Origin of the sequence: Acidipropionibacterium timonense (assembly GCF_900605005.1) — a bacterium.
Lineage (GTDB): Bacteria > Actinomycetota > Actinomycetes > Propionibacteriales > Propionibacteriaceae > Cutibacterium > Cutibacterium timonense.
This window is the reverse complement of record NZ_LR027558.1, coordinates 1,090,456-1,110,962: the sequence shown is the minus strand read 5'-3', so window position 1 is coordinate 1,110,962 and position 20,507 is coordinate 1,090,456. Positions and strand designations below refer to the sequence as shown.

18 protein-coding genes are annotated in these 20,507 nt (G+C 70.6%); 7 read left to right on the top strand and 11 right to left on the bottom strand.

The window, feature by feature from the left end; all coding sequences use genetic code 11:
* Positions 1-6 precede the first annotated feature (6 nt).
* From E0E30_RS05300 to E0E30_RS05275, 6 genes are all read right to left on the bottom strand, one after another.
* The gene (locus tag E0E30_RS05300) at positions 7-894 is read right to left on the bottom strand and encodes a phosphotransferase (RefSeq protein ID WP_130865399.1); all 888 of its coding nucleotides are present in this window, start codon (positions 892-894) and stop codon (positions 7-9) included.
* 171 nt (positions 895-1,065) lie between these two features.
* Complete coding sequence (locus tag E0E30_RS05295) at positions 1,066-2,013, bottom strand: Clp protease N-terminal domain-containing protein (RefSeq protein WP_130865398.1); 948 nt, start codon at positions 2,011-2,013, stop codon at positions 1,066-1,068.
* Between the two features lie 12 nt (positions 2,014-2,025).
* Positions 2,026-2,262: a helix-turn-helix domain-containing protein gene (locus E0E30_RS05290; protein ID WP_130865397.1), complete on the bottom strand. Its 237-nt coding sequence runs from the start codon at positions 2,260-2,262 to the stop codon at positions 2,026-2,028.
* Between the two features lie 1,213 nt (positions 2,263-3,475).
* Positions 3,476-4,453 carry a DUF389 domain-containing protein gene (locus E0E30_RS05285; RefSeq protein ID WP_130865396.1) on the bottom strand — a complete coding sequence of 326 codons (978 nt, stop codon included), beginning with the start codon at positions 4,451-4,453 and terminating at the stop codon, positions 3,476-3,478.
* A gap of 48 nt (positions 4,454-4,501) precedes the next feature.
* On the bottom strand, positions 4,502-4,927 hold the full coding sequence (gene arfB / locus E0E30_RS05280) for an alternative ribosome rescue aminoacyl-tRNA hydrolase ArfB (RefSeq protein ID WP_130865395.1): 426 nt from the start codon (positions 4,925-4,927) through the stop codon (positions 4,502-4,504).
* A gap of 30 nt (positions 4,928-4,957) precedes the next feature.
* Entirely contained in the window at positions 4,958-5,362 is a 405-nt protein-coding gene (locus E0E30_RS05275; protein ID WP_130865394.1) for a VOC family protein, read from the bottom strand.
* Between the two features lie 122 nt (positions 5,363-5,484).
* On the opposite strand from E0E30_RS05275, the gene E0E30_RS05270 reads away from it, so the two are divergent.
* On the top strand, positions 5,485-6,405 hold the full coding sequence (locus tag E0E30_RS05270) for a uracil-DNA glycosylase (RefSeq protein ID WP_130865393.1): 921 nt from the start codon (positions 5,485-5,487) through the stop codon (positions 6,403-6,405).
* Here the strand turns inward: E0E30_RS05270 and E0E30_RS05265 are convergent.
* Both E0E30_RS05265 and E0E30_RS13890 read right to left on the bottom strand, forming a co-directional pair.
* A complete protein-coding gene (locus tag E0E30_RS05265) occupies positions 6,395-7,564 on the bottom strand; it encodes an MFS transporter (RefSeq protein ID WP_130865392.1) in 1,170 nt (389 codons plus the stop codon). The two genes, E0E30_RS05270 and E0E30_RS05265, sit on opposite strands and share 11 nt — an antisense overlap.
* Positions 7,561-8,037: a MarR family winged helix-turn-helix transcriptional regulator gene (locus E0E30_RS13890; RefSeq protein ID WP_245306513.1), complete on the bottom strand. Its 477-nt coding sequence runs from the start codon at positions 8,035-8,037 to the stop codon at positions 7,561-7,563. Before E0E30_RS13890 ends, E0E30_RS05265 begins: the two co-directional genes overlap by 4 nt.
* Before the next feature lie 130 nt (positions 8,038-8,167).
* On the opposite strand from E0E30_RS13890, the gene E0E30_RS05255 reads away from it, so the two are divergent.
* From E0E30_RS05255 to E0E30_RS05245, 3 genes are read left to right on the top strand one after another with little or no spacing between them, the layout of a single operon-like run.
* Positions 8,168-9,253 (top strand): PAC2 family protein, encoded by a 1,086-nt coding sequence (locus tag E0E30_RS05255; protein ID WP_130865391.1) that lies wholly within the window; start codon positions 8,168-8,170, stop codon positions 9,251-9,253.
* A 47-nt stretch (positions 9,254-9,300) separates the two neighbouring features.
* Complete coding sequence (locus tag E0E30_RS05250; protein ID WP_130865390.1) at positions 9,301-10,788, top strand: Hsp70 family protein; 1,488 nt, start codon at positions 9,301-9,303, stop codon at positions 10,786-10,788.
* A gap of 20 nt (positions 10,789-10,808) precedes the next feature.
* Positions 10,809-12,536, top strand: a complete 1,728-nt coding sequence (locus E0E30_RS05245) for an FUSC family protein (RefSeq protein ID WP_130866760.1) — start codon at positions 10,809-10,811, stop codon at positions 12,534-12,536.
* Between the two features lie 148 nt (positions 12,537-12,684).
* Here E0E30_RS05245 and E0E30_RS05240 read toward each other — a convergent pair whose 3' ends face one another.
* Positions 12,685-16,077 (bottom strand): hypothetical protein, encoded by a 3,393-nt coding sequence (locus E0E30_RS05240; protein WP_130865389.1) that lies wholly within the window; start codon positions 16,075-16,077, stop codon positions 12,685-12,687.
* Positions 16,078-16,239: 162 nt separating this feature from the next.
* Here E0E30_RS05240 and E0E30_RS05235 point away from each other — a divergent pair, with 162 nt between their 5' ends.
* Genes E0E30_RS05235 through E0E30_RS05225 form a run of 3 tightly spaced genes read left to right on the top strand, consistent with a single transcriptional unit; the run spans position 16,240 to position 19,048 of the window.
* Positions 16,240-16,896: an IMPACT family protein gene (locus E0E30_RS05235; RefSeq protein WP_130865388.1), complete on the top strand. Its 657-nt coding sequence runs from the start codon at positions 16,240-16,242 to the stop codon at positions 16,894-16,896.
* Entirely contained in the window at positions 16,893-18,092 is a 1,200-nt protein-coding gene (locus E0E30_RS05230; protein ID WP_130865387.1) for a glycoside hydrolase family 3 N-terminal domain-containing protein, read from the top strand. The genes E0E30_RS05235 and E0E30_RS05230 overlap by 4 nt, the downstream gene beginning before the upstream one ends.
* Before the next feature lie 47 nt (positions 18,093-18,139).
* Positions 18,140-19,048, top strand: coding sequence for a diacylglycerol kinase family protein (locus tag E0E30_RS05225; protein ID WP_130865386.1), 909 nt, complete (start codon positions 18,140-18,142; stop codon positions 19,046-19,048).
* A gap of 93 nt (positions 19,049-19,141) precedes the next feature.
* Here E0E30_RS05225 and E0E30_RS05220 read toward each other — a convergent pair whose 3' ends face one another.
* Positions 19,142-19,825, bottom strand: coding sequence for a 5'-methylthioadenosine/adenosylhomocysteine nucleosidase (locus tag E0E30_RS05220; protein ID WP_130866759.1), 684 nt, complete (start codon positions 19,823-19,825; stop codon positions 19,142-19,144).
* A gap of 61 nt (positions 19,826-19,886) precedes the next feature.
* A complete protein-coding gene (locus tag E0E30_RS05215) occupies positions 19,887-20,507 on the bottom strand; it encodes an L-threonylcarbamoyladenylate synthase (RefSeq protein ID WP_130865385.1) in 621 nt (206 codons plus the stop codon).

Below are 20,507 nucleotides of genomic sequence, written 5' to 3'. Positions count from 1 at the left end.
GTGTCGTCAATGGATATCGGTCGCTTCGGCGAATCGGATCAGATTGTTGGCCATCGCGGTGGCCCAGGTGTTGCGGTGAGGCAGTTCCGTCATGGTCCGGGCCGCGGCGACGTGCAGGCCGCCGGCGAGTGCTGCCGCGCCAGTCGACAGCATCTCGGGAGGAAGGTGCCTCGTCGTGGGGTGAGTGGCCCAGAGGTGTTGCACATCGACGGTCCCCTCAAGGTGCAGGTCTGCACCGGAGCCCGCGACGTCGAGGACCAGCAGCAGAGGATCAAGCCATGGTGCGGCGAGTGATGAGTGGGCCCAGTCCACGAAACTGACGGCACTGTCGTCGATGAGGATGTTGTCGGCACGCAGATCGACATGGGAGACCACAAGTCGACCATCGAGGACGGATCGCGCGAGCACACCACACCGATGCTGCCAAGCAACTGCCTTGGCGGACCAAGGGTCATCCGGTGATGCGGCGATGACGTCCCATCGTGACAGGAAGCCTGAGGCGTCGGTTGGCGTCCACAGTGCTGTGTCGAGCCTGGCTAGTGCGCGGGCGAGGTCCTGCCAAGCGGCCAACGCATGGTCGATGCTCGCTGTGGTCCATGGTTGGGGTGTCGATCCGGCCGCGGGCTCCTGTGCGAGCACGACCCAATCGTCGGAGGCGTCGGTGAGGGTGCGGCTGTGCACGAGGGCCGGGATCGACGGATGCCGGGGCAAGCGCCGTAGTGCCTCGGCTTCATGGTGCATGGCATCAGCGGCGTAGGAGTTCATGGTGTCGCTGATGGCCTTCACGAAGATCGTCCGGCGCGGGCCGGTCACGACGCTCGCGACACCCTGGGACATGCCGCCTTGGCAGTCCCGCACATGGGTGATGGCTCCGCCGACCCAGTCGGTCACCACGTGACGGACGGACACCGGCGTGTCGGCCAGGCGCAGGCGTGTCCCTGCGAGGAATGTTGAGGTCACTGTCCGATCATGACAGCGGCAGGTGCTCCCGTCCCCACCGCCGTACCGAGCGCCTGTCGAGGGTTCCTTGGCGGCCCCGCAAAGCCATGGTGAGGTCCGACCGGATCACTCGACCCGGCCGGGCACATCGGCGCAGACGAACGCCAGGTTCTGCGCTGCGTGGCGAACGGTCCAGGTCTGGAATCGCTGGCCGAGGTCACCGGCCAGCTTGCCGAGGAGGCCGCTGGTGCGCAGGGTCCTGGTCAGCGTGACGCGGCTCCCGCCCGGGCAATCCTCGGCGTGCAGGCTGATCCAGCCTCCGGGGCGGCCATCCCACGACTCGTTCCACACCACGGTCCTGCCATCGTCGCCCCGGTGCACCTGGGCCGTGACGGTACGTCGGTTGACCGAGGAGACGACCCACTGGTCGGTCACCTCCATGTGCCCGACCTCACCCAGCGGCAACCACTGCGTCACCTTCTCCGGATCGGTGGCGGCCGTCACCACCGCGGCCGCCGGCGCGCTCACGAAGAAGCCGTAGGAGACACCCGGGAGCGGAGCCCCTCCGATCGCCACAGGAGCGGGGAAGGTGTCGCGTCGCGGCGAGGCGACCGGGCCGCCGGTCGAATGCAACAGCTCCCTGGCACGGGCCGGAGCCAACCCGCACCGCGTCAGCATGGCCTGGACCTCGCTGGTGGGATCGGTGACCAGCGCTCGGAGCAGTCGCATCCCGCCAAGGTCGGGGTGCTCCTCCATGACGCTCGCGGCACGCTCCGTGGCCGGCACATGACCCGCCGCACGGCGGTGCAGCTGCGCATTGGGACGAGACGCCGGCCCGCTCTTGGCGACGTCCGGCCGAAGCCCGGCATCACGGAGTCGGGCCGCGCGCTCCTTATGCAGGGCCTGGCGGGCAGCCGCAAGGGTCACGCCCTCCCGCGCGAGGATCTCAGCACCGGGCCCACCGAGCGCCAGCGCAGCAAGGAAGACGTGGGGCAGGTCCACCTCCGCATCGTGCAGCCGGGTGGCCTCGCACCAACTCGCGTTCTGCAGGGTCACCGTGTCGGTGATGGCCATGACGATTGCTCCTCAGGATCGATGGCGTCTGGCCAGATCCGGCCGAACGCGCGTGTGGTACTTGCGGTGGACGGCCTGGCGCGAGACCCCCAGGGCGTCGCCGATCTCCTGCCACGACCAGCCCTGTTCCAGAGCGGCTTCGACAAGGAGCAGTTCCTGGCGCTCGGTGAAGCGCCGCAGCTCCGCCACGGCTCGCAGGGCACGCCGTACGTCGGTCGTGTCCTGCACCAGGGCCGTCAGATCAGGCATGAAAGCAACATATGTTGACAACCCCCGGCATGTCAACATATGTTGCAGTCACGGCGATGCCGACCGGGCCGCCGGTGGCTCACGCCCACGGTGACCCTTGTGCGCCGCGACGCGCGCATGCCGGCTTCGTGTGCCCGAAGCCTGTGGATCCCGGGTGGGTCCAGGGTGGCCCTCGACATGCCGAAGTCGGCGACGACGTCAGTGGGGGAGACGCCACTGTCGATCGCTCGATCTGCCGACCGATGACGACCTGGCGGGGGCCCCCGGGCCGCGGCCGGCGGCGCGTCACTTGGCCACCGAGCCCCGGGTTCGTTCCGGCGTCACCGTGCGTTCCATTTGGGCCGACGCAGCCAGGACGGTGAATTCAAGGCCACGCAGTCAGCCTTGCGATGGTCGCAGCCTCGCAGCCGCTTGTCATCGTCGCCGCCTCGCCGTTGACGGCCTCTACGCCCTCCTCGTCCAGCCCGTCGCTGTTGTCCGATAAGATACATTATGTCACGTCACGGACGGCTGCCGACACCCACCGACGTCGTGGGCGATTCCCCCGCCCACAACTCGTCACGACACACCAACACTGACGACAACACTGCGCTGCTGCTGAGCTAAAGCCCTGGGATGCCACGGTCCAATGACCGCGCGGGCACGTGGCAGGACGGACTGCGCCGTCTCCAGACCAGACAGGCCTGACCAGGGCTGACCGCCACAGGCGAATGACGCCGCCGACTGCGCCGTCAACACACCGGCACGCTCTGGCGACGTCGACCCGTCGATCGACACAGGTCACAGGACACCGCCCGCAACTGCGAGGAACGAGGGACCACTTAGCGCCCCAGATCGCCGCCCTCGTCGACGACGCGCCAGAACTTGCACCTTGCTCCCGGAATACGTGGAGCAAGGTGGATCTTCTGGAGCAAAGTGCCCCCGGAGGCCAACCCGGCGACGACTTCCGGAGCAAGGTCGCGTCAGGTGCCGGACGCCAGCCAGCCAAGCGACAGATCCCGGAGCAAAGTGCCCCCGGAGGCCAGCCCGGCGACGACTTCCGGAGCAAGGTCGCGCCAGGTGCCGGACGCCAGCCAGCCAAGCGACAGATCCCGGAGCAAAGTGGGCCCCGGGACCAGTCGGCGACGGTTTCCGGAGCAAAGTGAGCCCAGGGGCCAGCCGAACAGCTGCCCCGGCACACAAGAACCTCGGACGTCGCCCCACATGCGCCGGCTCAGGGCCGATACCGCGACACGACCTCGCCCCCGACGCTCCGCCGCCTCACCAGCCGGTGCCTCGAGACCCTGGTCCACACCTGCTTCTGGGATTGCAACGTGAGCCATCCCGCCACGGCCATACCCAGGATGTTCACGACGAGCTGCACCACCGATCCGCGCACCTCGGCCCATTCCCCGAGTGCCAGGCCGACGCCGACATTCGCCGCCGCCGGGATCGTCGTCACCGAGATGAAGACCCCCGTCAGTCCCCCGCGTCTCGACGACGTCATGGCCAACACACCGGCCGCACCAGCGATGAGGGCGACGATGAAGGACCAGTGGTCGGGGTGGTAGATGAAGGACGTCGCCGCCCTGTTGCGGGTCACCGCGGCCGTCGTCACCCAGCCGAGTTGCCGGGCCACCCAGGCGAGTGCCGAGGTGACGAGGATCGCCACCGTGAACCCGACGGCCAGGGTTCGCAGCGCGAGCCGCAACAGTCGGGGACGGCGTCTCACCACCGCCAACGACACGGCGACCACGGCACCGAACTCGGGCCCGATGACCATGGCGCCGACGGTGAGGATGGGTGAGTCCGTGACGATCGCCACCGCCGCCAGCAACGTCGCCAGGACGATGAACCCCATGAAGGTCCAGTTCAACTCGGAGTCGTCATAGGCCTGTTGGACGATCGACGGCCACACCATGGCGTCCGCAGCCGATCCCGGAACCTCCTCGTCGGCCCTCAGCGCCGGTTGGGAGATCCACGTCGCCACCTCGTCCAGGGTGATGGCTCCCCTGGCCTCGACCCCGAGTCCGCGAAGACGCGCGACTAGCCCATCGACCGACTCCCTGGCGACATGGGCCTCGACGACGTCACCGGGCGGATCGACGAGGGCACCGCGATGAACCTGCACGCAGGTGACAGCGACGTCGTCGAGCACATCGAGGACGGCGTCGGTGAGGTCGGTCTCGGTGAGCACCCGCATCCGCATCATGGGGCCATCCTGACAGCCTCGGGCGTCAGGACGCCGTCAACGCGCCCGTCACCATTCCCGCGGTGCCCGTCGGCCCTCCTTGACCGCACCTCGCCGCTTCTTCGCGTCCAACCGACGCTCCTGCGACCGCCGCGAGGGCCGGGTGGGACGGCGTCGGGCAGCCGGTGGGGCCGCGGCCGCGCGCAGGATCGCCGCCATCCGCAGCCGGGCCTGACGCCGATTGGCCAACTGATCGCGGAACTGCGAACAGGCCACGGTGAGGACGCCGTCCACCACGCGCTGTTCCAGCCTGGCCAGCACCCGCGACCGCAAGCCTTCGGGAACGCTGCGCGCCCGCCGCAGGTCGAGGCTCAACTCGACCCGCGACGAACTCGTGTTGACGCCCTGGCCACCCGGCCCCGAGGAGTGCGAGAACCGCTCCGACAGGTCGGACTCGGCCACGACGAATCCGGGCTGCACCTGGACGCCGCCCATCACTCCTCCCCCACCTGCGGGCCCGGATGCTCAGACCTGCGCCGGGCTGACGTCGACCGACCAGCTCACCCCGAACCGGTCGGTGAGATCGCCGTAGAGGTCACCCCACATCTGCTGGGCCAGCGGGGTCGTCACCTCGCCGCCCTCGGCCAGCGCGTCGAAGAGGGCGCGGGCGCGATCCTCGTCGTCTCCCCACAGACACAGGCCGATCCTCGGGTCGGACTCCGGCACCGTCGCCTGCGGATTGTCGGAGCACATGAGGGTCCAGCCCTCGGGGGTGGTGAGCTGGCCGTGCATGACCCAGTCGCCATGGTCCTCGATGTGCATGTCGGAGAAGTGCATGAGGCGCAGCTCCCCGCCGAAGACGCTCTCGTAGAAGGTGAGGGCCTCCTCGGCCCGGCCGTTGAACCCGATGTATGCCGATGCAGTGATCATGGCTGCTCCCTCGCGGAGTCGGGCCGCGTCCGGTGACGTCGGCTCTGGACGACGACGCTACCCGACGCGCCCACCTCGACGCGCCGGCGTCGGACTCCCCGTGGCGGTGCAAGACTCGACCCATGAGCCCCTCGCCCACCTCGACGCCCCTGCCCCACCCCCGCACCGGCGTCGGATTGCACTCCCCCAGCCTGGCGGGCGAGGGCTGGCCCGACGACCCGGCGACGGCGTCGACCCCGGTGGCGCGGGACGCCCGGCAGGTGCGGTCCGTCGTGGCCTCCCTCACCTCCCCCGACGACACCCACCCCGAGGACCGCCCCCGTCCCGAGGACACTTGGCAACGCCTCCGCGCGGCGGCCTCGGTGTGCCGGGCCTGCCCTCGTCTCGTCGACTGGCGTGAGAAGGTGGCGGTGACCAAGCGCGCCGCCTTCCGGGGCGAGCCCTACTGGGGTCGTCCGGTGCCGCCGCTCGGGCCCCCGGACCCGCGCATCCTCATTGTCGGCCTGGCCCCGGCCGCCCACGGGGCCAATCGCACCGGACGGATGTTCACCGGGGACCGCTCGGGTGACTGGCTCTTCGCCGCCCTCCACCGGGCCGGCCTGGCGAGCCGGGCGACGTCGACCGACGCCGCCGACGGCATGGCGGTGTCCGACTGCTGCATCCTGGCGCCGGTGCTCTGTGCTCCTCCGGCCAACAAGCCGACGCCTCAGGAACAGGCGACCTGCTCGGCCTGGTTCGACGCCTTCCTCGCCTGTCAGCGGGACGTCCGGGTCATCGTCGCCCTCGGGGGGATCGGGTGGACGAACGTCCTGCGCGCGGCACGTCGCGCCGGCTGGCAGGTGCCCTCACCGGCGCCGAGGTTCGGGCACGGCGTCGAGGCGGTCCTGGGTCGACCCGGAGCAGCGTCCACGGCGGCGCACGAGGTCGTCCTTCTCGGCTGCTACCACGTGAGCCAGCAGAACACCTTCACCGGGCGTCTCACCGCCGACATGCTCGACGCCGTCCTCGCCCGGGCGACCGCCCTGGCGGGCCTCAGGCACTGACGGCGCGACGTCGGGCCCGGTCGGCGACGAGGACGAGGATCGTCGCCACGAGAGCCACCGCGCCGACGAGGTACGGCCCGCCGACCCCGAACGCGGCGGTGAGCACCCCGGTCATCGTCGGGGCCAGCGCTCCCCCGATGAATCGGGCCCCCGAATAGGACGAGGACGACACCTCGCGTGGCAGGTCGGTCGCCGACATCGCCAGCTCGGTCATGGCGGTGTTGAGGACGCCGATGACGTTGCCGCCGAGGATGACGACGACGATCTGCACCCAGGGCACGATGACGAGCGCCAGGACGAGCTCGAGCACCGCCAGGGCGGCCAGCCCGGCGACGATGGTGCGGCGCACGCCGACGAGTTCGGAGAGTTTCGGGGCGCCCCAGACCGACCCGGCGGCCAGCAGCACGCCCCACCCGAAGAAGACGAGGCCCAGATCGAGCGGGGTGAAGGTCGTCCCGGCCCGCCTGGCGGCCTCGGCGATGGGGAACGGCCCGTAGGCGAGCAGGGTGAAGTAGCCGTAGTTGTAGAGCACCGCCGCCACCATGAGCAGCCTCATCCGTCGGTCGGCCAGGGCTCGGAAGGGGGCGCTCAGCGAGGCGGGACCGGCGGCGGGGCGAGTCCTCGGCACGAAGATCGCGATGGCCACCAGGCCGATGCCCATGAGCACAGCGGTCCCCGTGAAGGGTCCGCGCCAGGAGATGTTGCCGAGCAGCCCACCGACGAGGGGCCCGAGCGCCATGCCGGCCCCCAGCGCCCCTTCGTAGAGCATGATGGCCCGACGTGGATCGGCGCTCGCCCCGAGCACCGTCGCCAGGGCGGTCGAGACGAACAGGGCATTGCCCACTCCCCACCCGCCTCGGAACCCGATGACCATGTCGACGCTTCCCGCCGCGGCGCAGCCGGCCGAGAAGGCCACGACGAGGCCGAGCCCGAGTAGCAGGGTCCACTTCCGGCCGATCCTCGAGGCCACCCAGGAGGTGAGGAACATGACGAGCGCGGTGACGAAGAGGTACGTCGTGAAGAGCAGCTCGGTCTGTCCCGGGGAGGCGTGGAGGGACTGCGAGATCTCCGGGAGGATGGGGTCGACCAGGCCGATGCCCATGTACGAGAAGACGCAGGCCACGGTGACGGCCCACACCGCAGGGCTGAGACCCCTCATGACGCCGTCCTCGCGGCTCGTGCGGACCCCTCGAGGTCGTCGACCAGACGCCGGATCACCGGAAGCGCGGCCTCCAACGCCTCCCGGGAGACGCCGTCGAGTGACTCGAGCACCGGCGCCAGGCCTGCACCCAGGCGTCGTTCGCTGACCCGGCAGTACTCGTGACCGGCCTCGGTGAGCTCGACCAGGCGTGTCCGCGCGTCCTCGGGGTGTCGGCGTCGGACCACCAGACCCTCACGGTCGAGTCGGGCGAGCAGGTCGGTCGTCGTCGAGGGGCTGTTGCCCTCGGCGCGGGTGAGCTCGCTCACGCTCATCGTCCCGGCCACCTCGAGGATGTGGAGCACCCGCCAGGTCACCGAGGAGGCGGGGATACCGGCCAGCCGTTTGGCGTGGCGCTGCAGTCGTCCGCAGAAGAGTGCCAGGTCGGCGGCGAAGTCCTCGGTCGTCAGGGGTCCGTCGGGGTTGTCGGTCACGGCCCCCGAGATTACTACGGTTTCCGTAGCATCTCATTCCCAGCGCCCGCCGGGCCGTCGAAGCAGCGGAATGTCGGACCCGTCGCGTACGTTGGTGGGAGATGACGGATCGTCGGCAGGAGGTGGGCCCATGAGTGAGGGTCATGACGAACTCTTCACGTGGAACCCGGAGGTGACGGGGGCCGCCGAGGAGGTCTCGACGCTGCTCGTCACGGTGACCTCCTTCGCCGACGTCGGGCACGTCCAGAACAACCTCACGACGGCCCTCCTGGCCGAACTGCCCCACCATGAGCTGGGTGAGTTCGACCTCGACGAGCTCATCGACCACCGTGACTCCCGTGGCCCCATCGTCTTCGACAACGACCACTTCGAGGGTTACCGGCGCCCCCGTCTGGTGCTCTGGGAGGTGACCGACGAGAACGGTCAGCACTTCCTCCTGCTCGACGGTCCGGAACCTGCGCTGCGCTGGGAGGCCCTCGTGCGCCGCGTCGTCGACCTCGTCGAGGATCTCGGGGTGCGCCTGTCGGTCGTCACCGACTCCATCCCCATGGCCGCCCCGCACACCCGCCCGATCCGGGTGAGCCGGTGGGCCTCCCGACCTGAACTCATCCTGGGTGACCAACCCCCCTTCGGGAAGTTCCAGATGCCGGCGTCCTTCCCCTCGGTCCTGTCTCAGCGGCTCGCCGAGACCGGCCATGACTACGTCGGGCTCGCGGCGCACGTGCCCCACTACCTGGCCGACATGGACTACCCGGACGCCGCCCGAGCCATGGTCGAGGCCATCCACCAGGTCACCGGTCTGGCCCTGCCGACCCATGCCCTGGCCGTCGCCGCCGGCGCCATCCGCGCCGAACTCGCCGCCCAGGTCGAGAAGTCCGAGGAGCTCTCCCAGATGCTCCAGGCCCTCGAGCAGCAGTACGACGCCGCCACCGACCAGCGGGCCATCGAGACCCACAAGGTCGACCTGCCCAGCGCCGAGGCCATCGGCGCCGAGGTCGAGGACTTCCTGCGCTCCATCGACTCCCCCACCACTGACAACTCCGGTCTGGTGCCCGACCCGCGCACCCTCACCGACCCTGCCGGCGCCTCGGCCGCCCAGGACACCTCCGACGACGTGAGCGGGGACCGACGCGCCCGCCGGGGAGCGCGGTCCGCCGACGACGAACCCGACGATGACCAGCCCTACCGGCCGCGTCGGGGGGACGACTCCCGCTGACCGAACAGGTCACGGTCCTGTCACCCGGCGCGACTATCGTCGGGGGCATGGACCTCGGTATCGATCTCGGAACGACCTACACCGTTGCCGCCGCGGTCGACCGCGGCAACTACCCCGTCGTGGCCTTCACCGACCTCGACGGTGACAGCCATGAGCACTTCCCCTCCGTCACGGCCGTCGTCGACGGTGCCCTCGTGCACGGCTACGAGGCCCTCGACGCCGTCACCCGCGGCGCACCGGCCATCCGCTCGCTCAAGCGAGCCCTGGCGTCGTCATCGGTGACGAGTTCGACGACCGTGAGGATCGGCACCCGGTCGTTCACCCTCGGCGAGGTGCTCACCGACTACCTCACGACCGTCGCCGGCCAGATCCGGGAGGCCACCGGGGCACCGGAGCTGCGCGCGGTCATCGGCGTGCCGGCCCATGCCCACACCGGTCAGCGGTTCGTCACCATGGAGGCCTTCCGGGCCGCCGGGATCGAGGTGCTGGGCATCGTCAACGAACCCTCGGCGGCCGGTCTCGAGTACGCCCTGCGTCAGGCGCGATCCCTCAACTCGCGACGTACCCGGGTCCTCGTCTACGACCTGGGCGGAGGGACCTTCGACGCCTCCCTCGTCGACATGTCGGGCACCCAGGGGGAGGTCGTCGACTCCGTCGGGCTCAACGACCTGGGCGGGGACGACTTCGACGGAGTCCTCGAGGGCCTCGTCCGGTCCCTCGTGACGACGCCCATGCCCGGCACCGAGGATCTGCGTGAGTCCTGCCGACTGGCCAAGGAGGCGATCCGCCCGCAGTCCCGGCATGTCGTCGTCGACCTGCCCGACGAGGCGGTCCGGGTGCCCGTCGCCGACTACGAGCGGGCCTGCAGGTCCCTCGTCGACCGCACCCTGGCTGTCATGGAGCCGCTCAGCGGGCTCCTCGCCGATGACCCCGGGCACTCGGACGTCGCTGGTATCCACATGGTCGGCGGTGCCACCTGCCTGCCGGTCGTCGCCCGCCGGGTCCGCGAGGTGTACGGGCGGCGCGTCCACCGTTCCCCACACCCCACCTCGGCCACCGCCGTCGGTCTGGCCATCGCCGCCGACCCCGACTCCGTGTACGGCATCCGTGACCGCTTGTCGCGAGGGTTCGGCGTCTTCCGTGAGACGGACGCCGGACGCGCGGTGAGCTTCGACGTCCTCGTCGACCAGACGACCCTCCTCGACGGGTCGACCACGGTGAGCCGTCGCTACCAGGCCCGGCACAACCTCGGCGTCTACCGGTTCGTCGAGTTCCAGCGCGCCGAGGACGGCGTGCCCCGTGGCGACCTCACTCCCTTCGCGACCGTCGTCGTCCCTCTCGACGCCGCCCTCCAGGCCGGCGAGGCACCCCTGGACCCGACCGACGTCCACGAGGTCGAGCACGGCCACTGGGTCGAGGAGCGCTACGTCGTCGAACCCACCGGGATCGTCCGGGCCACGGTGACCGACCTCGACACCGGATGGTCCCTCACGACGACGATGGGAGTCGACCGGCCCGACGTGAGGCGTGCATGACCGCACCGGGTCCGACCACTGTGGCGAAGCCCCCAGCGCATCCGATCCTGGCCAACGTCCTCAAGTTCCACCCGGCACCCGACACCGGCAGGAATGCCCTCCTCACCGTCATTCCCATCGCGGTGAGCCTCGTCGTCATCTCGCTCGTCCTCGATCCGGCGCACGGCATGGCCGGGATGATGGGGGCCATGGGGGCCATGGCCGGGCGCACCGCCCCGCCGCGCACCCGCCTCAAGGTGCTCATCGGGGTCGGGGTCGCGCTCCTGGCCTCCCAGGCCATCGGCATGAGTGTCGCCTCCATCCCGTGGCTGCTGCCCCCGGTGCTCGCCGCCTGGACCCTGCTCGTCGAGTTCGGCTGGCACGGGCTGCAGCTCGGCCCGCCGGGCCCCCTCAACACCCTCTTCGCCGCCGCCTTCGGGTCGTACATGGCCACCGAGGGATGGTCGTACGGGCGCCTCCTGCCGGCCACGGCGCTCGACTTCGTCGTCGCCGCCGCGGCCTCAATGGCGCTCATCCTCCTCATGCCGAACCGGCCGGCGCGAATGGCCGTCGACAAGGCGGTTCGCTCGGTGGACGGGTTCGTCCACCACCCCGACGACACCCCTGCCCACGAGGTGGCCCGGCTGCGATCGCGGGCCCACGCCGACGTCCACAACGCCTGGTGGGTGCTCAACGACGGCGTCCCGCCGGAGGGACGACGAGCCCCCTCGGAGGCGTGGACGGCACTGCGCGACCGACTCCTGGCCAGCCATCTGGAGCTCGAGGAGGCGATGCGGCTGGAGTCCTTCCCCAGCGCCTCGGTCGAGCTGCCCGAACAGGTCGAGCACACACCGTTGGGACGGCCCTCCCGCTCGTACCTCCTGCGCACCGCCGCCGAGCGCGGGTCACGCCCACTCATGGTCGCCATGCGGGCGGCCACCGGTGTTCTCTTCGCCGCGACCGCCATGGAACTGCTGCCCTTCGGTCGGACCTACTGGGCCGTGCTCAGCGTCCTCATCATGCTGCACATGGACCAGTCGCGGGCCGACATGACGATCCGCGCCATTCTGCGGGTCCTCGGCACCGTCGTCGGTCTGGCCGCGTACCTCGGCATCGTCGCCGCCCACCCGACCGACTGGGCCCGGGTCGTCATCGTCATCGCCGCGGTGTGGTGCATGGAGGCGCTCATCCCCCACCAGTACGGGCTCAGCGTCATCTTCATCACGATCTTCGCCCTCACCCTCACCCCGGTCGCCGCCGAGACCCAGGCGCTGCTCATCGCCCGCGACCGCATCGAGGAGACGGTCGTCGGTCTGCTCGTGGGCATCGGCGTCATCCAGGTGGTCGGACGTCGCGCCCCGGTGCTCCTCGTCCGCAGCCAGTACCGGCGCACCCTCCGCTCGATGATGCCGGTCCTGCGCGATCTGGAGGCCGGCACGGCGAACTCCGCCGAGGGCATGGTGCACCGCAACCACCTCGTCCACGAGATCGTCCGCGGCAGCGGCGTCCTCTCGGCGACCCGGCCCGACGCCCCCACGGCCCTGCAGCGGTGGTCACGGGTCGACCGCGTCGTCACCGAGACCGGATATGACCTCATGGCCTGCTGCTGGCACAGCGGGGACACGCCGGCACCGTGGGCCCGGCGCATCCACAGCGACATCGCCCTGCTCATGGCCTCGCTGCCGCCGATCTCCACGATGAACCTCGACGCCGACCGGGTGTGCCGTGACGTCGAGACCATTCGGGAGCAGATCGTCCGGTCGATGTGACCGGCGCCATGAGCCCGTCCGGTCGATGTGACCGGCGCCATGAGCCCGTCCGGTCGATGTGACCGGCGCCATGAGCCCGTCCGGTCGATGTGACCGGCGCCATGAGCCCGTCCGGTCGATGTGACCCGACCGGACGGTCCCTCCAGTCTCAGCGGAAGGAGGCCTGTCGCCCCAGGGTCCCCACGAGCAGCTCGCGGTAGTCAGCGCTGGCGACTCGATCGTGGATGGCCCGGATCTCCTCGAGCCGGCCGGCCGCGTCGATCTCGGCGCAGGCCGCGGCATTCCGCGGATCGGCGATGAACTCCTCGAGCTGGGCGATCCCCCGCTCGGAGCGACGGACGTCCTCGGCCTGCTTGGCGTCGAGTCGTGCCGCGTACCAGTCGGAGGCGAGCACGGACTCACGGGTGAACATCGACCGCACCGACTCGTCGTCCAGGGTGCGTCCGTCGGCGGTCGCTCCGTGGGCCATGATCTCGAGCAGGGCGCGCAGCGGCGGAACGGCCAGGTCGGCGGTGCCGTCGTCGAAGTAGGCCTTGGCGACGCGGGCATGGGTCGTCGAGATCGTCCGCACCGAGTCGGCGAAGATCTCGGCGTCCTGGAGCTCGGGGCGCAGCATCTGCGGGGTGAAGACCTTGTCGGGGTGCATGAGGATGCGGCCGAAGTACCGCTTCATGAACTTCTCGGTCATCCGGTAGCCCAGGCGCGAGGCGAGGATGAGCTCGCCGTCCTGCTCGTAGTCGTCGAGCTTCTCGAGGTAGCCACCCTCGATGAGGGCCCGGGCGTCGCGCTCGGCCGGCTCCATCCGGCAGAAGATCTCGGGCACGAGCAGCGAGATGTCGTGGGCCACCTGCACCTTCGGACCGATGTACCCCGCCGACGACAGCCACCCGTCGTACCCGCCCAGGACGAAGGAGAGGAAGGACGCGTTGAGGTCGAAGACCGCCGGCATGGCGTTGAACGGGGCCTTGGTGAGGGCGCCCTCGGAGCCGGCCCCCGTGGTCGACGGGCTCTTGCCGGTCATCGACGAGATGAACTCCATGAAGAGCTCGGGCAGCTCCATGTAGTGCAGCGGGTTGTAGGCGCACAGCGCCGGGATGCGGTCCTCCGGCGGATTGTTGCGTCGCCCGGCGGCCACGACGTCGACCGGCAGCGGCAGTTTCTCGCCGACCGGCACCCGGTGGAAGAGGTGACTGGCCAGGGAGGCGATGGCCGTCTGCCTCGGGTTGGCGATGTCCGGGCGCACCTGGAGGTAGCGCGGGTTCTTCGAGCGGACGCCGTCGATGAGCCGGGGATCGGCGCTGGAGACGACGTAGGCCGGCCCCTGCTCGGGGTCGGAGTCGGCGAAGTCGGACAGGAACCGTGCCATGGGTTCGGTGAACTGCGAGAAGTGGACGACGTCGTCACGCATGGCGCCGACCTCCTCGCGGGTGAGTGGCTGGTAGTTCGAGATGAAGAGGTCGTGCCCGGCCATGTCGCGCTCGGTCTGGGTGTCGTACCCGCGGACGATGGCGTCGTCGGGGCGCTGGAAGAGCAGCCGCTCGCAGTTCTCGACGACCTTGCGCGAGAGCCCCTCGGGCCCGGTCGTCAGTCCCGGCGGAGTGACGACGGAGGCCGTCATGTCGTCCTCGGTCTGCACCTTGACCGCCGGGGCGTAGTCGTGGCGCAGCGAGAAGAGGCGCCAGGAGCCGTCGGGCTCGAAGCCGACCCGCAGCATGTTGACATGGATCTTCTGGCCGTCGAGCCGGACCATGTTGCCGTGGCGGCCGTTGGTCGGCGCGACGCTGAAGTGCGACCGCCAGTCGGCCCCCCACTCGGGCCGGTAGTACCTCTTGACGGTGAAGACGAGCTCCTTGCGGAACTGCGGGATCGACTCGACCCAGTCGTTGTAGTCGAGGGTGAAGTCGGACGACGGGGTGAGCAGCTTGATGACCGACCCGACCGAGCGCTCCGGCGAGAGGATCTGACGGTGGTCCTTCCCGTTGAGCTCGGGGTCCTTGAAGCGCATCGAGAAGTCGCGGTTGAGGATCTGGTCGACGGCGTCCATGTCGGCGTCGAAGTCCGGGCTGTAGGCGTTGCCGGGGATGAAGGCGTCCGAGATCGCCTTGGAGATCTCCGACTTGCCACCGCCGGAGACGGTGCACGGCTTGTGCAGGGTCGTCGAGTCACCGTAGGTGCCGACGAGGGTCCACACCCGCTCGGTGCGGTTGAGCTGCATCCGGGTGCGGTAGCCGCCCGGGGTGAGGTACTCGTGGTCGGCACGCATCGGCACCGACTGCTCGACGCCGTCCGCGTCGGTCCACGTCACCGTGCCGTCGAGCAGGCTGTAGCGCGCCCCACCGGGGACGAGGAGGACGTCGTCGAGGGTCGTGCACCGCGCCCAACCACCGGGCTGGGCCTCGAAGGCACCCGGGTTCGCGGCGACGACGTCGGCCACGCTCGGCTCCCCCTCGACCTTCTTGGCGACGAATTCCTGGCCCTGGTTGTGCGAGATGTAGGCCCGCGCACCACCGGAATGCTCCTCCTCGGCCGAGCCGAAGAGATTGGCGGAGTAGGAGATCTGGGTCTTGACCTCCTTCTTGCAGTACCCGAAGTAGTTGTCGGCGATGATGGTGACGATGACGCCGCTCTCGTCACGGGCGCAGAGCTTGAAGGGCTTGCCGTCGTTGTAGCGTTCGTCCTCGCTCGACCAGCACATCCCGTCGCGACGCTGGCGCTCGGTGGCATCGTCGACGTGCGGCAGGCCGAGTTCCTTCTTCGTCACGAGGTTGAGGTGCGGGGCCAGGACGACGCAGCCGGTGTGACCCGTCCACGTCGACGGGGCCAGTGCGGCGTCGTTGACCGGCAGCAGCGGGTCGCCGGCATTGCCGAAGATCCCCTCGACGAAATCGAGGTTGGAGACGAGTCCCCCGGGCACGAAGAAGCGGATCTCCATCCGGCGCTCGGTCACCAGGCCCGGCACCTCCGGCACGACGAGCGGGCGCAGCAGGAGGGAGGCGTAGGTGTGGGCCTGACGCTCGGGTGCCTCGTTGGCGCTGTACGGCAGGAGGGTGTGCTCCGGCGGGGCCTGGAAGGCCCGCTCGAGCAGCTGGGCGAAGACGTGCGCCGGCACGGCCTTCTTGTCGTCGGGAATGGCCAGACCACCCTCGGCCACGTGGAAGACACCGGCCGTCGTCCGTCGGTCGTTGCGCGGGTTGTGGAGGACGCCGTTGGCGACCCGGTAGCTCTCGACGAGGTCGGAGCGGAACTCGTCACCGTCGACCGGCAGTGACAGGGCACGGGCCAGGCCCGGTTCGTCGAGGGTGAGGGTGGTGGGCGGAAGGCTGGGGTGCACCGGGCAGTCGGCCAGGTACCGGTCGAGGAAGTCCTGGATGCGCCGATCGGCGGGGCAACGCATTTCGGACAGCTCACGGCGCAACTCCCGCTGACGCGCGAGGACCGGTGCGATGACCTGGATGTCCTCGGAGTGGGCAGCCGCCGGCAGTGGCAGGCCGTTGAGTGCGAGACGAAGATCGACGGACTCGGTCATGGTCGGTGCAGACATGTCTCATTCATAGCGCGCCGCCCCAGCCGCCCGAACACCCGGGTCCAGCCCGCGAGACCGTTGCTCGATCAACGATCAGTGTCGGGCCTCGCCGCCCCGCACCGGCCGACCTGCGGGGCTCGCGCGGTTGCGTGGGACAGGGCCACCGGGGAGAGTGGACGGGTGCACTACACCGTCCTGCGGGCCGACGAACCGGTGACCTCGACCCTCGAGGTGCGCCGGTCGGTCTTCCTCACCACCCTGGCCAGGGTGGAGGACGAGGACGCCGCCCGCGCGGTCATCGACTCGTGCCGACGGGCCCATCGTAACGCCCGTCATCACGTGACGGCCTTCGTCCTGGGGCCGCGCCGTCAGGTGCAACGATCCTCCGACGACGGCGAGCCCGCCGGCACCGCCGGGGTCCCCACCCTTGAGGCGCTGACGAGGTTCGAGCACGACGGTCGCAGCGACCTGTCCGACGTCGTCGCCGTGACGACCCGCTGGTTCGGCGGCATCAAGCTCGGCGCCGGTGGCCTCGTCCGGGCGTACTCGGACGCCGTGTGTCTGGCGCTCGGACGGGCACGCCTCGTCACCTGCCGCGAGGTCGACCTCCTCACGATGACCCTGCCGATCTCCAGCGCCGGGGCCGACGAGGCGGTCATCCGTGGCTGCGGCGTCGACGTCACCGAGGTCGGCTACGCCGCCGATGCGGTCCATCTCACCGTGGCCGTCGCCTCCGGGCAGGGTGCTCGGTCCGAACTCACCGAACGCCTGTCGGCGGCCCTGGCCCGGCAGGTGAGCCTGCGCCCGGCAGGCACGACCTGGCGGGAGGACCGATGAGCGGCGCCCCCACCCGTCGGGTGGTCCTCGCGGTCGCGGCCCTCGCGGTGGCCGGCTGCCATGGCCGGCCCGGGCCACATCCCTCGACGACGGGAACGACGGGGTCGTCCACGCCCACCTCCGCGACCCCGACCAGCCCATCGGCGTCATCGCCCACGGCGTCAACGAGCTCGTCGATCCCCTCGCCCACGGTCTCGCCCACCCTCTCGCAGGCTCGGATCCGACGCCGTGCCGGACGCTGCCTGCTGCTCGGGCTCGGGCCGAACGAGGACATCGACCGCGCGGTCGAGCTCGTCGGCTCGCTCGGGCTGGCCGGCGTCTTCCTCGTCGGCCGGTGGACCGACCCCACCCTCATCACCCGGACCGCCGCCCGGGTGCGTCGGGCCGCGACCTCGGCCGGACACCCCGGGGGCGTCGTCGCCGCCGACCAGGAGGGAGGGCTCGTCCAGAACCTCGTCGCCGACGGGTTCGACGCCCTGCCCTCGGCCGAGCGGGTGGCCCGGCTCGGGGTCGCCGAGGCCACCCGGCTGGCTCGGCTGTCGGCCACCCAGATGAGGGCCCACGGGGTCAACCTCTTCCTCGGGCCGGTGGCGGACGTCGTCTCACCGGCGCTCGGGGCGAGCAATGCTCCCATCGGGGCCCTTCACCGGGGCTACGGCACCTCGGCCGGCACCGTGTCCGCCCTCGTCGACGCGGTGATCGGCGGCTACCGCCAGGGCCGGGTCGGTACGTGCGTCAAGCACTTCCCGGGGCTGGGAGCAGTCCGGACGAACACCGACGTCGGCCCGGCCACGGACCGGACGACGTCGTCCACCTCGGACACGCTCATCCCGTTCCGACGGGCGTTCACGGCCGGGGCGAGCTCGGTCATGGTGTCCTCGGCGACCTATCCGCGCCTCGACCCCGACCACCCGGCCGTCTTCTCCCGGTCGATCGTCACCGGACTCCTGCGCGACCGGTTGGGGTTCACCGGCGCCGTCCTGTCCGACGATCTGGGTGCCGCCGGGGCGGTCGCCTCCGTGACGCCGTCGCGGCGGGCCGCCGACTTCGTCACGGCCGGGGGTGATCTGACCCTGTGTGCCGACGCGGACCTCGTCGCGACGATGGTCGAGGGTCTGCGGTCCCGTGTCGGCACGGACCGGCTGGCGGAGGCCATCGGGCGGGTCGACCGGCTGGCCTCGACGCTGGGATCGTGACCGTCGGATGCCACGAGGGCGGCGCGGTCGTGCTCTAGAGTGGCGCCATGACTGACCGCGCACCCGTGGTGGCCATCGTCCACAATCCGCTCAAGGTCGTCGCCTTGAGCCGATGGCAGGACGAGGTGGCGCGGATCTGCGCCGAGAGCGGATGGGCGCCACCACTGCTCCTGGCCACCACCGAGGAGGACCACGGGGCGGACGCCGCTCGGCGGGCCGTCGAGAGCGGCGTCGATCTCGTGTGTGCCCTCGGCGGGGACGGCACGGTCCGCGAGGTCGCCACCTCCCTGGCCGGGGGGCAGGTACCCATGGGGGTCATCGGGCTGGGCACGGGCAACCTCCTGGCCCGCAACCTCGGGCTGCCGGTCAACGACCTCGGAGCCGCCCTGCGCGTCGCGCTCACCGGCCGGGACCGGCAGGTCGACCTGGGCTGGGTCCGATTCGATGACGGGCCGCAGATGTGCTTCACCGTCATCACCGGGATGGGTTTCGACGCGCAGATGATGGCCGACACCTCCGACGGCGACAAGTCGAAGCTCGGTTGGGTCGCCTACGTCGGCGGTGGGCTCCGCTCCCTCGTGCAGCGGGGGTTCTCGGCACGGGTCGTCACCGATGGACGTCACCCGTGGACGACCCGGGCCCGCACGGTCCTCGTGTGCAACTGCGGACTGCTGCCGGGGGGCATCGACCTGGTGCCCCAGGCGAGCATCGACGACGGCCAGCTCGACCTCATGTCGCTGTCGCCGCGAGGGATCGTCGGGTGGACGGCGGTCCTCGTCCATGTCCTCAGCCGACGCCACCAGGGCCACCACCTCGTGCGCCACGAGCCGGCGTCGACCTGCCTGGTGCGCACCCCCGGCCCGGTCCTGGCCGAGGTCGACGGGGACCCGGTGGGGATGGTGAGTTCCATGCGCACCCGGGTGGCGCCAGGAGCGCTGCGGGTTCGCGTGCGCTGACCTCACCGCGGGGTGACGCGCCCGCTCCCACGCCCACGCGCCGCAGCCACACCCCCGGTTCCGGACGTGGTGAGCCCGCGGCAGGCGGCCCGGTCAGGACGCGGCGAGCCTCGCGACGACCCTCCGCGCCAGGTCGCGGTCGTGACGGGCGGCGTCGGCCAGGAAGGCCGGGAAGTCGGTCGCGGCGGTGCCGTCGGCCGAGTCAGAGAGCACGCGGACGACGGCGAAGGGCACGCCGAGGTGGGACGCGGCCTGGGCCAGCGCGGCCCCCTCCATCTCGACCGCCTGGGCGTCGAACTCGTCGTGCAGCCACGCCACCTTGGCCGGGTCGGCGATGAACTGGTCGCCGCTGGCGATGGTCCCCGTGACGACCTTGCGGTCGTCCCCGAAGACCTCGCGGGCGCAGTCGAGGACGAGCGCGGCCAGAGCGGCGTCGGGACACCAGTCGTCGGGCTCCCCGGGGACGGCGCCGATCCTTCGTCCGAAGGCCGTCTCGTCGGCGTCGTGCTGGACGAACCTGTCCCCGACGACGACGTCACCGACCCCCAGGCCCGGCCCGGCGGCCCCCGCGACGCCGGTGAAGACGATGCACCCGGCCCCGGACTGGACCAGGGCACTGGTGGCGAGCGCCGCGTTGACCTTGCCCATCCCGCAGCGCGCCAGCAGCACCGGGACGCCGTCGAGCAGGCCGCTGACGAGAGGACACGGCGCGGGCAGATCGCGCACCTCGGCGAGGTCGGCGTGGATGAGGCGCACCTCGGCCTCCATGGCGCCCATGAGGCCGATCGGTCCGGTGAGGGAGAGGGTCACGAGGTTCGTCCGTCCGCTCGAGGTCTGGTCATTCGAAGGGGGTGGGGTCGCCGGCACCCAGGCGGGTGATGACGGTCTCCCCGGAACTGAAGTCGACGACCGTCGTCGGTTCGATCCCGCAGTCGCCCGAGTCGATGACGGCGTCGACGTCGGTGTCGAGGGTCTCCTTGACCTGCCAGCCATCGGTCATCGGCAGGTCCTCGCCGGGCAGGATGAGGGTCGACGAGACGATGGGCTCGCCGAGGGCGTCCATGAGGGCCAGGGCGGTGACGTGGTCGGGCACGCGCACCCCGACGGTGTGCTTCTTGGGGTGGAGCATGACCTTGGGGACGTCCCGGGTGGCCCGGAGGATGAAGGTGTAGCGGCCCGGCACGGCCGACTTGATGGCCCGGAACACCCAGTTCTCCATCTGCACGTACTGGCCGACCTGGGCGAACTCGCTCATGACGAGGGTGAAGTGGTGCTTGTCGGAGAGTTTGCGGATGCCCCGGATCCGTTCCAGCGCCTCCTTGTTGCCCAGCCGGCAGCCGAAGGCATAACCCGAGTCGGTCGGGTAGGCGATGAGCCCCCCGTCATGCAGGATGTCGACGACCTGGTTGAGTGAGCGTCGCTGCGGATTGACCGGATGCACGGGGTAGTAGTGGGCCAT

What these genes read in the sequence shown, in the direction of transcription:
- E0E30_RS05295 (WP_130865398.1), bottom strand. Translation starts at nt 2,013, where the DNA reads ATGGCCATCACCGACACGGTGACCCTGCAGAACGCGAGTTGGTGCGAG.
- E0E30_RS05290 (WP_130865397.1), bottom strand. Translation starts at nt 2,262, where the DNA reads ATGCCTGATCTGACGGCCCTGGTGCAGGACACGACCGACGTACGGCGT.
- E0E30_RS05285 (WP_130865396.1), bottom strand. Translation starts at nt 4,453, where the DNA reads ATGATGCGGATGCGGGTGCTCACCGAGACCGACCTCACCGACGCCGTC.
- arfB (WP_130865395.1), bottom strand. Translation starts at nt 4,927, where the DNA reads ATGGGCGGCGTCCAGGTGCAGCCCGGATTCGTCGTGGCCGAGTCCGAC.
- E0E30_RS05275 (WP_130865394.1), bottom strand. Translation starts at nt 5,362, where the DNA reads ATGATCACTGCATCGGCATACATCGGGTTCAACGGCCGGGCCGAGGAG.
- E0E30_RS05270 (WP_130865393.1), top strand. Translation starts at nt 5,485, where the DNA reads ATGAGCCCCTCGCCCACCTCGACGCCCCTGCCCCACCCCCGCACCGGC.
- E0E30_RS05265 (WP_130865392.1), bottom strand. Translation starts at nt 7,564, where the DNA reads ATGAGGGGTCTCAGCCCTGCGGTGTGGGCCGTCACCGTGGCCTGCGTC.
- E0E30_RS05255 (WP_130865391.1), top strand. Translation starts at nt 8,168, where the DNA reads ATGAGTGAGGGTCATGACGAACTCTTCACGTGGAACCCGGAGGTGACG.
- E0E30_RS05250 (WP_130865390.1), top strand. Translation starts at nt 9,301, where the DNA reads ATGGACCTCGGTATCGATCTCGGAACGACCTACACCGTTGCCGCCGCG.
- E0E30_RS05240 (WP_130865389.1), bottom strand. Translation starts at nt 16,077, where the DNA reads ATGTCTGCACCGACCATGACCGAGTCCGTCGATCTTCGTCTCGCACTC.
- E0E30_RS05230 (WP_130865387.1), top strand. Translation starts at nt 16,893, where the DNA reads ATGAGCGGCGCCCCCACCCGTCGGGTGGTCCTCGCGGTCGCGGCCCTC.
- E0E30_RS05225 (WP_130865386.1), top strand. Translation starts at nt 18,140, where the DNA reads ATGACTGACCGCGCACCCGTGGTGGCCATCGTCCACAATCCGCTCAAG.
- E0E30_RS05220 (WP_130866759.1), bottom strand. Translation starts at nt 19,825, where the DNA reads ATGGGCGCCATGGAGGCCGAGGTGCGCCTCATCCACGCCGACCTCGCC.
- E0E30_RS05215 (WP_130865385.1), bottom strand. Translation starts at nt 20,507, where the DNA reads ATGGCCCACTACTACCCCGTGCATCCGGTCAATCCGCAGCGACGCTCA.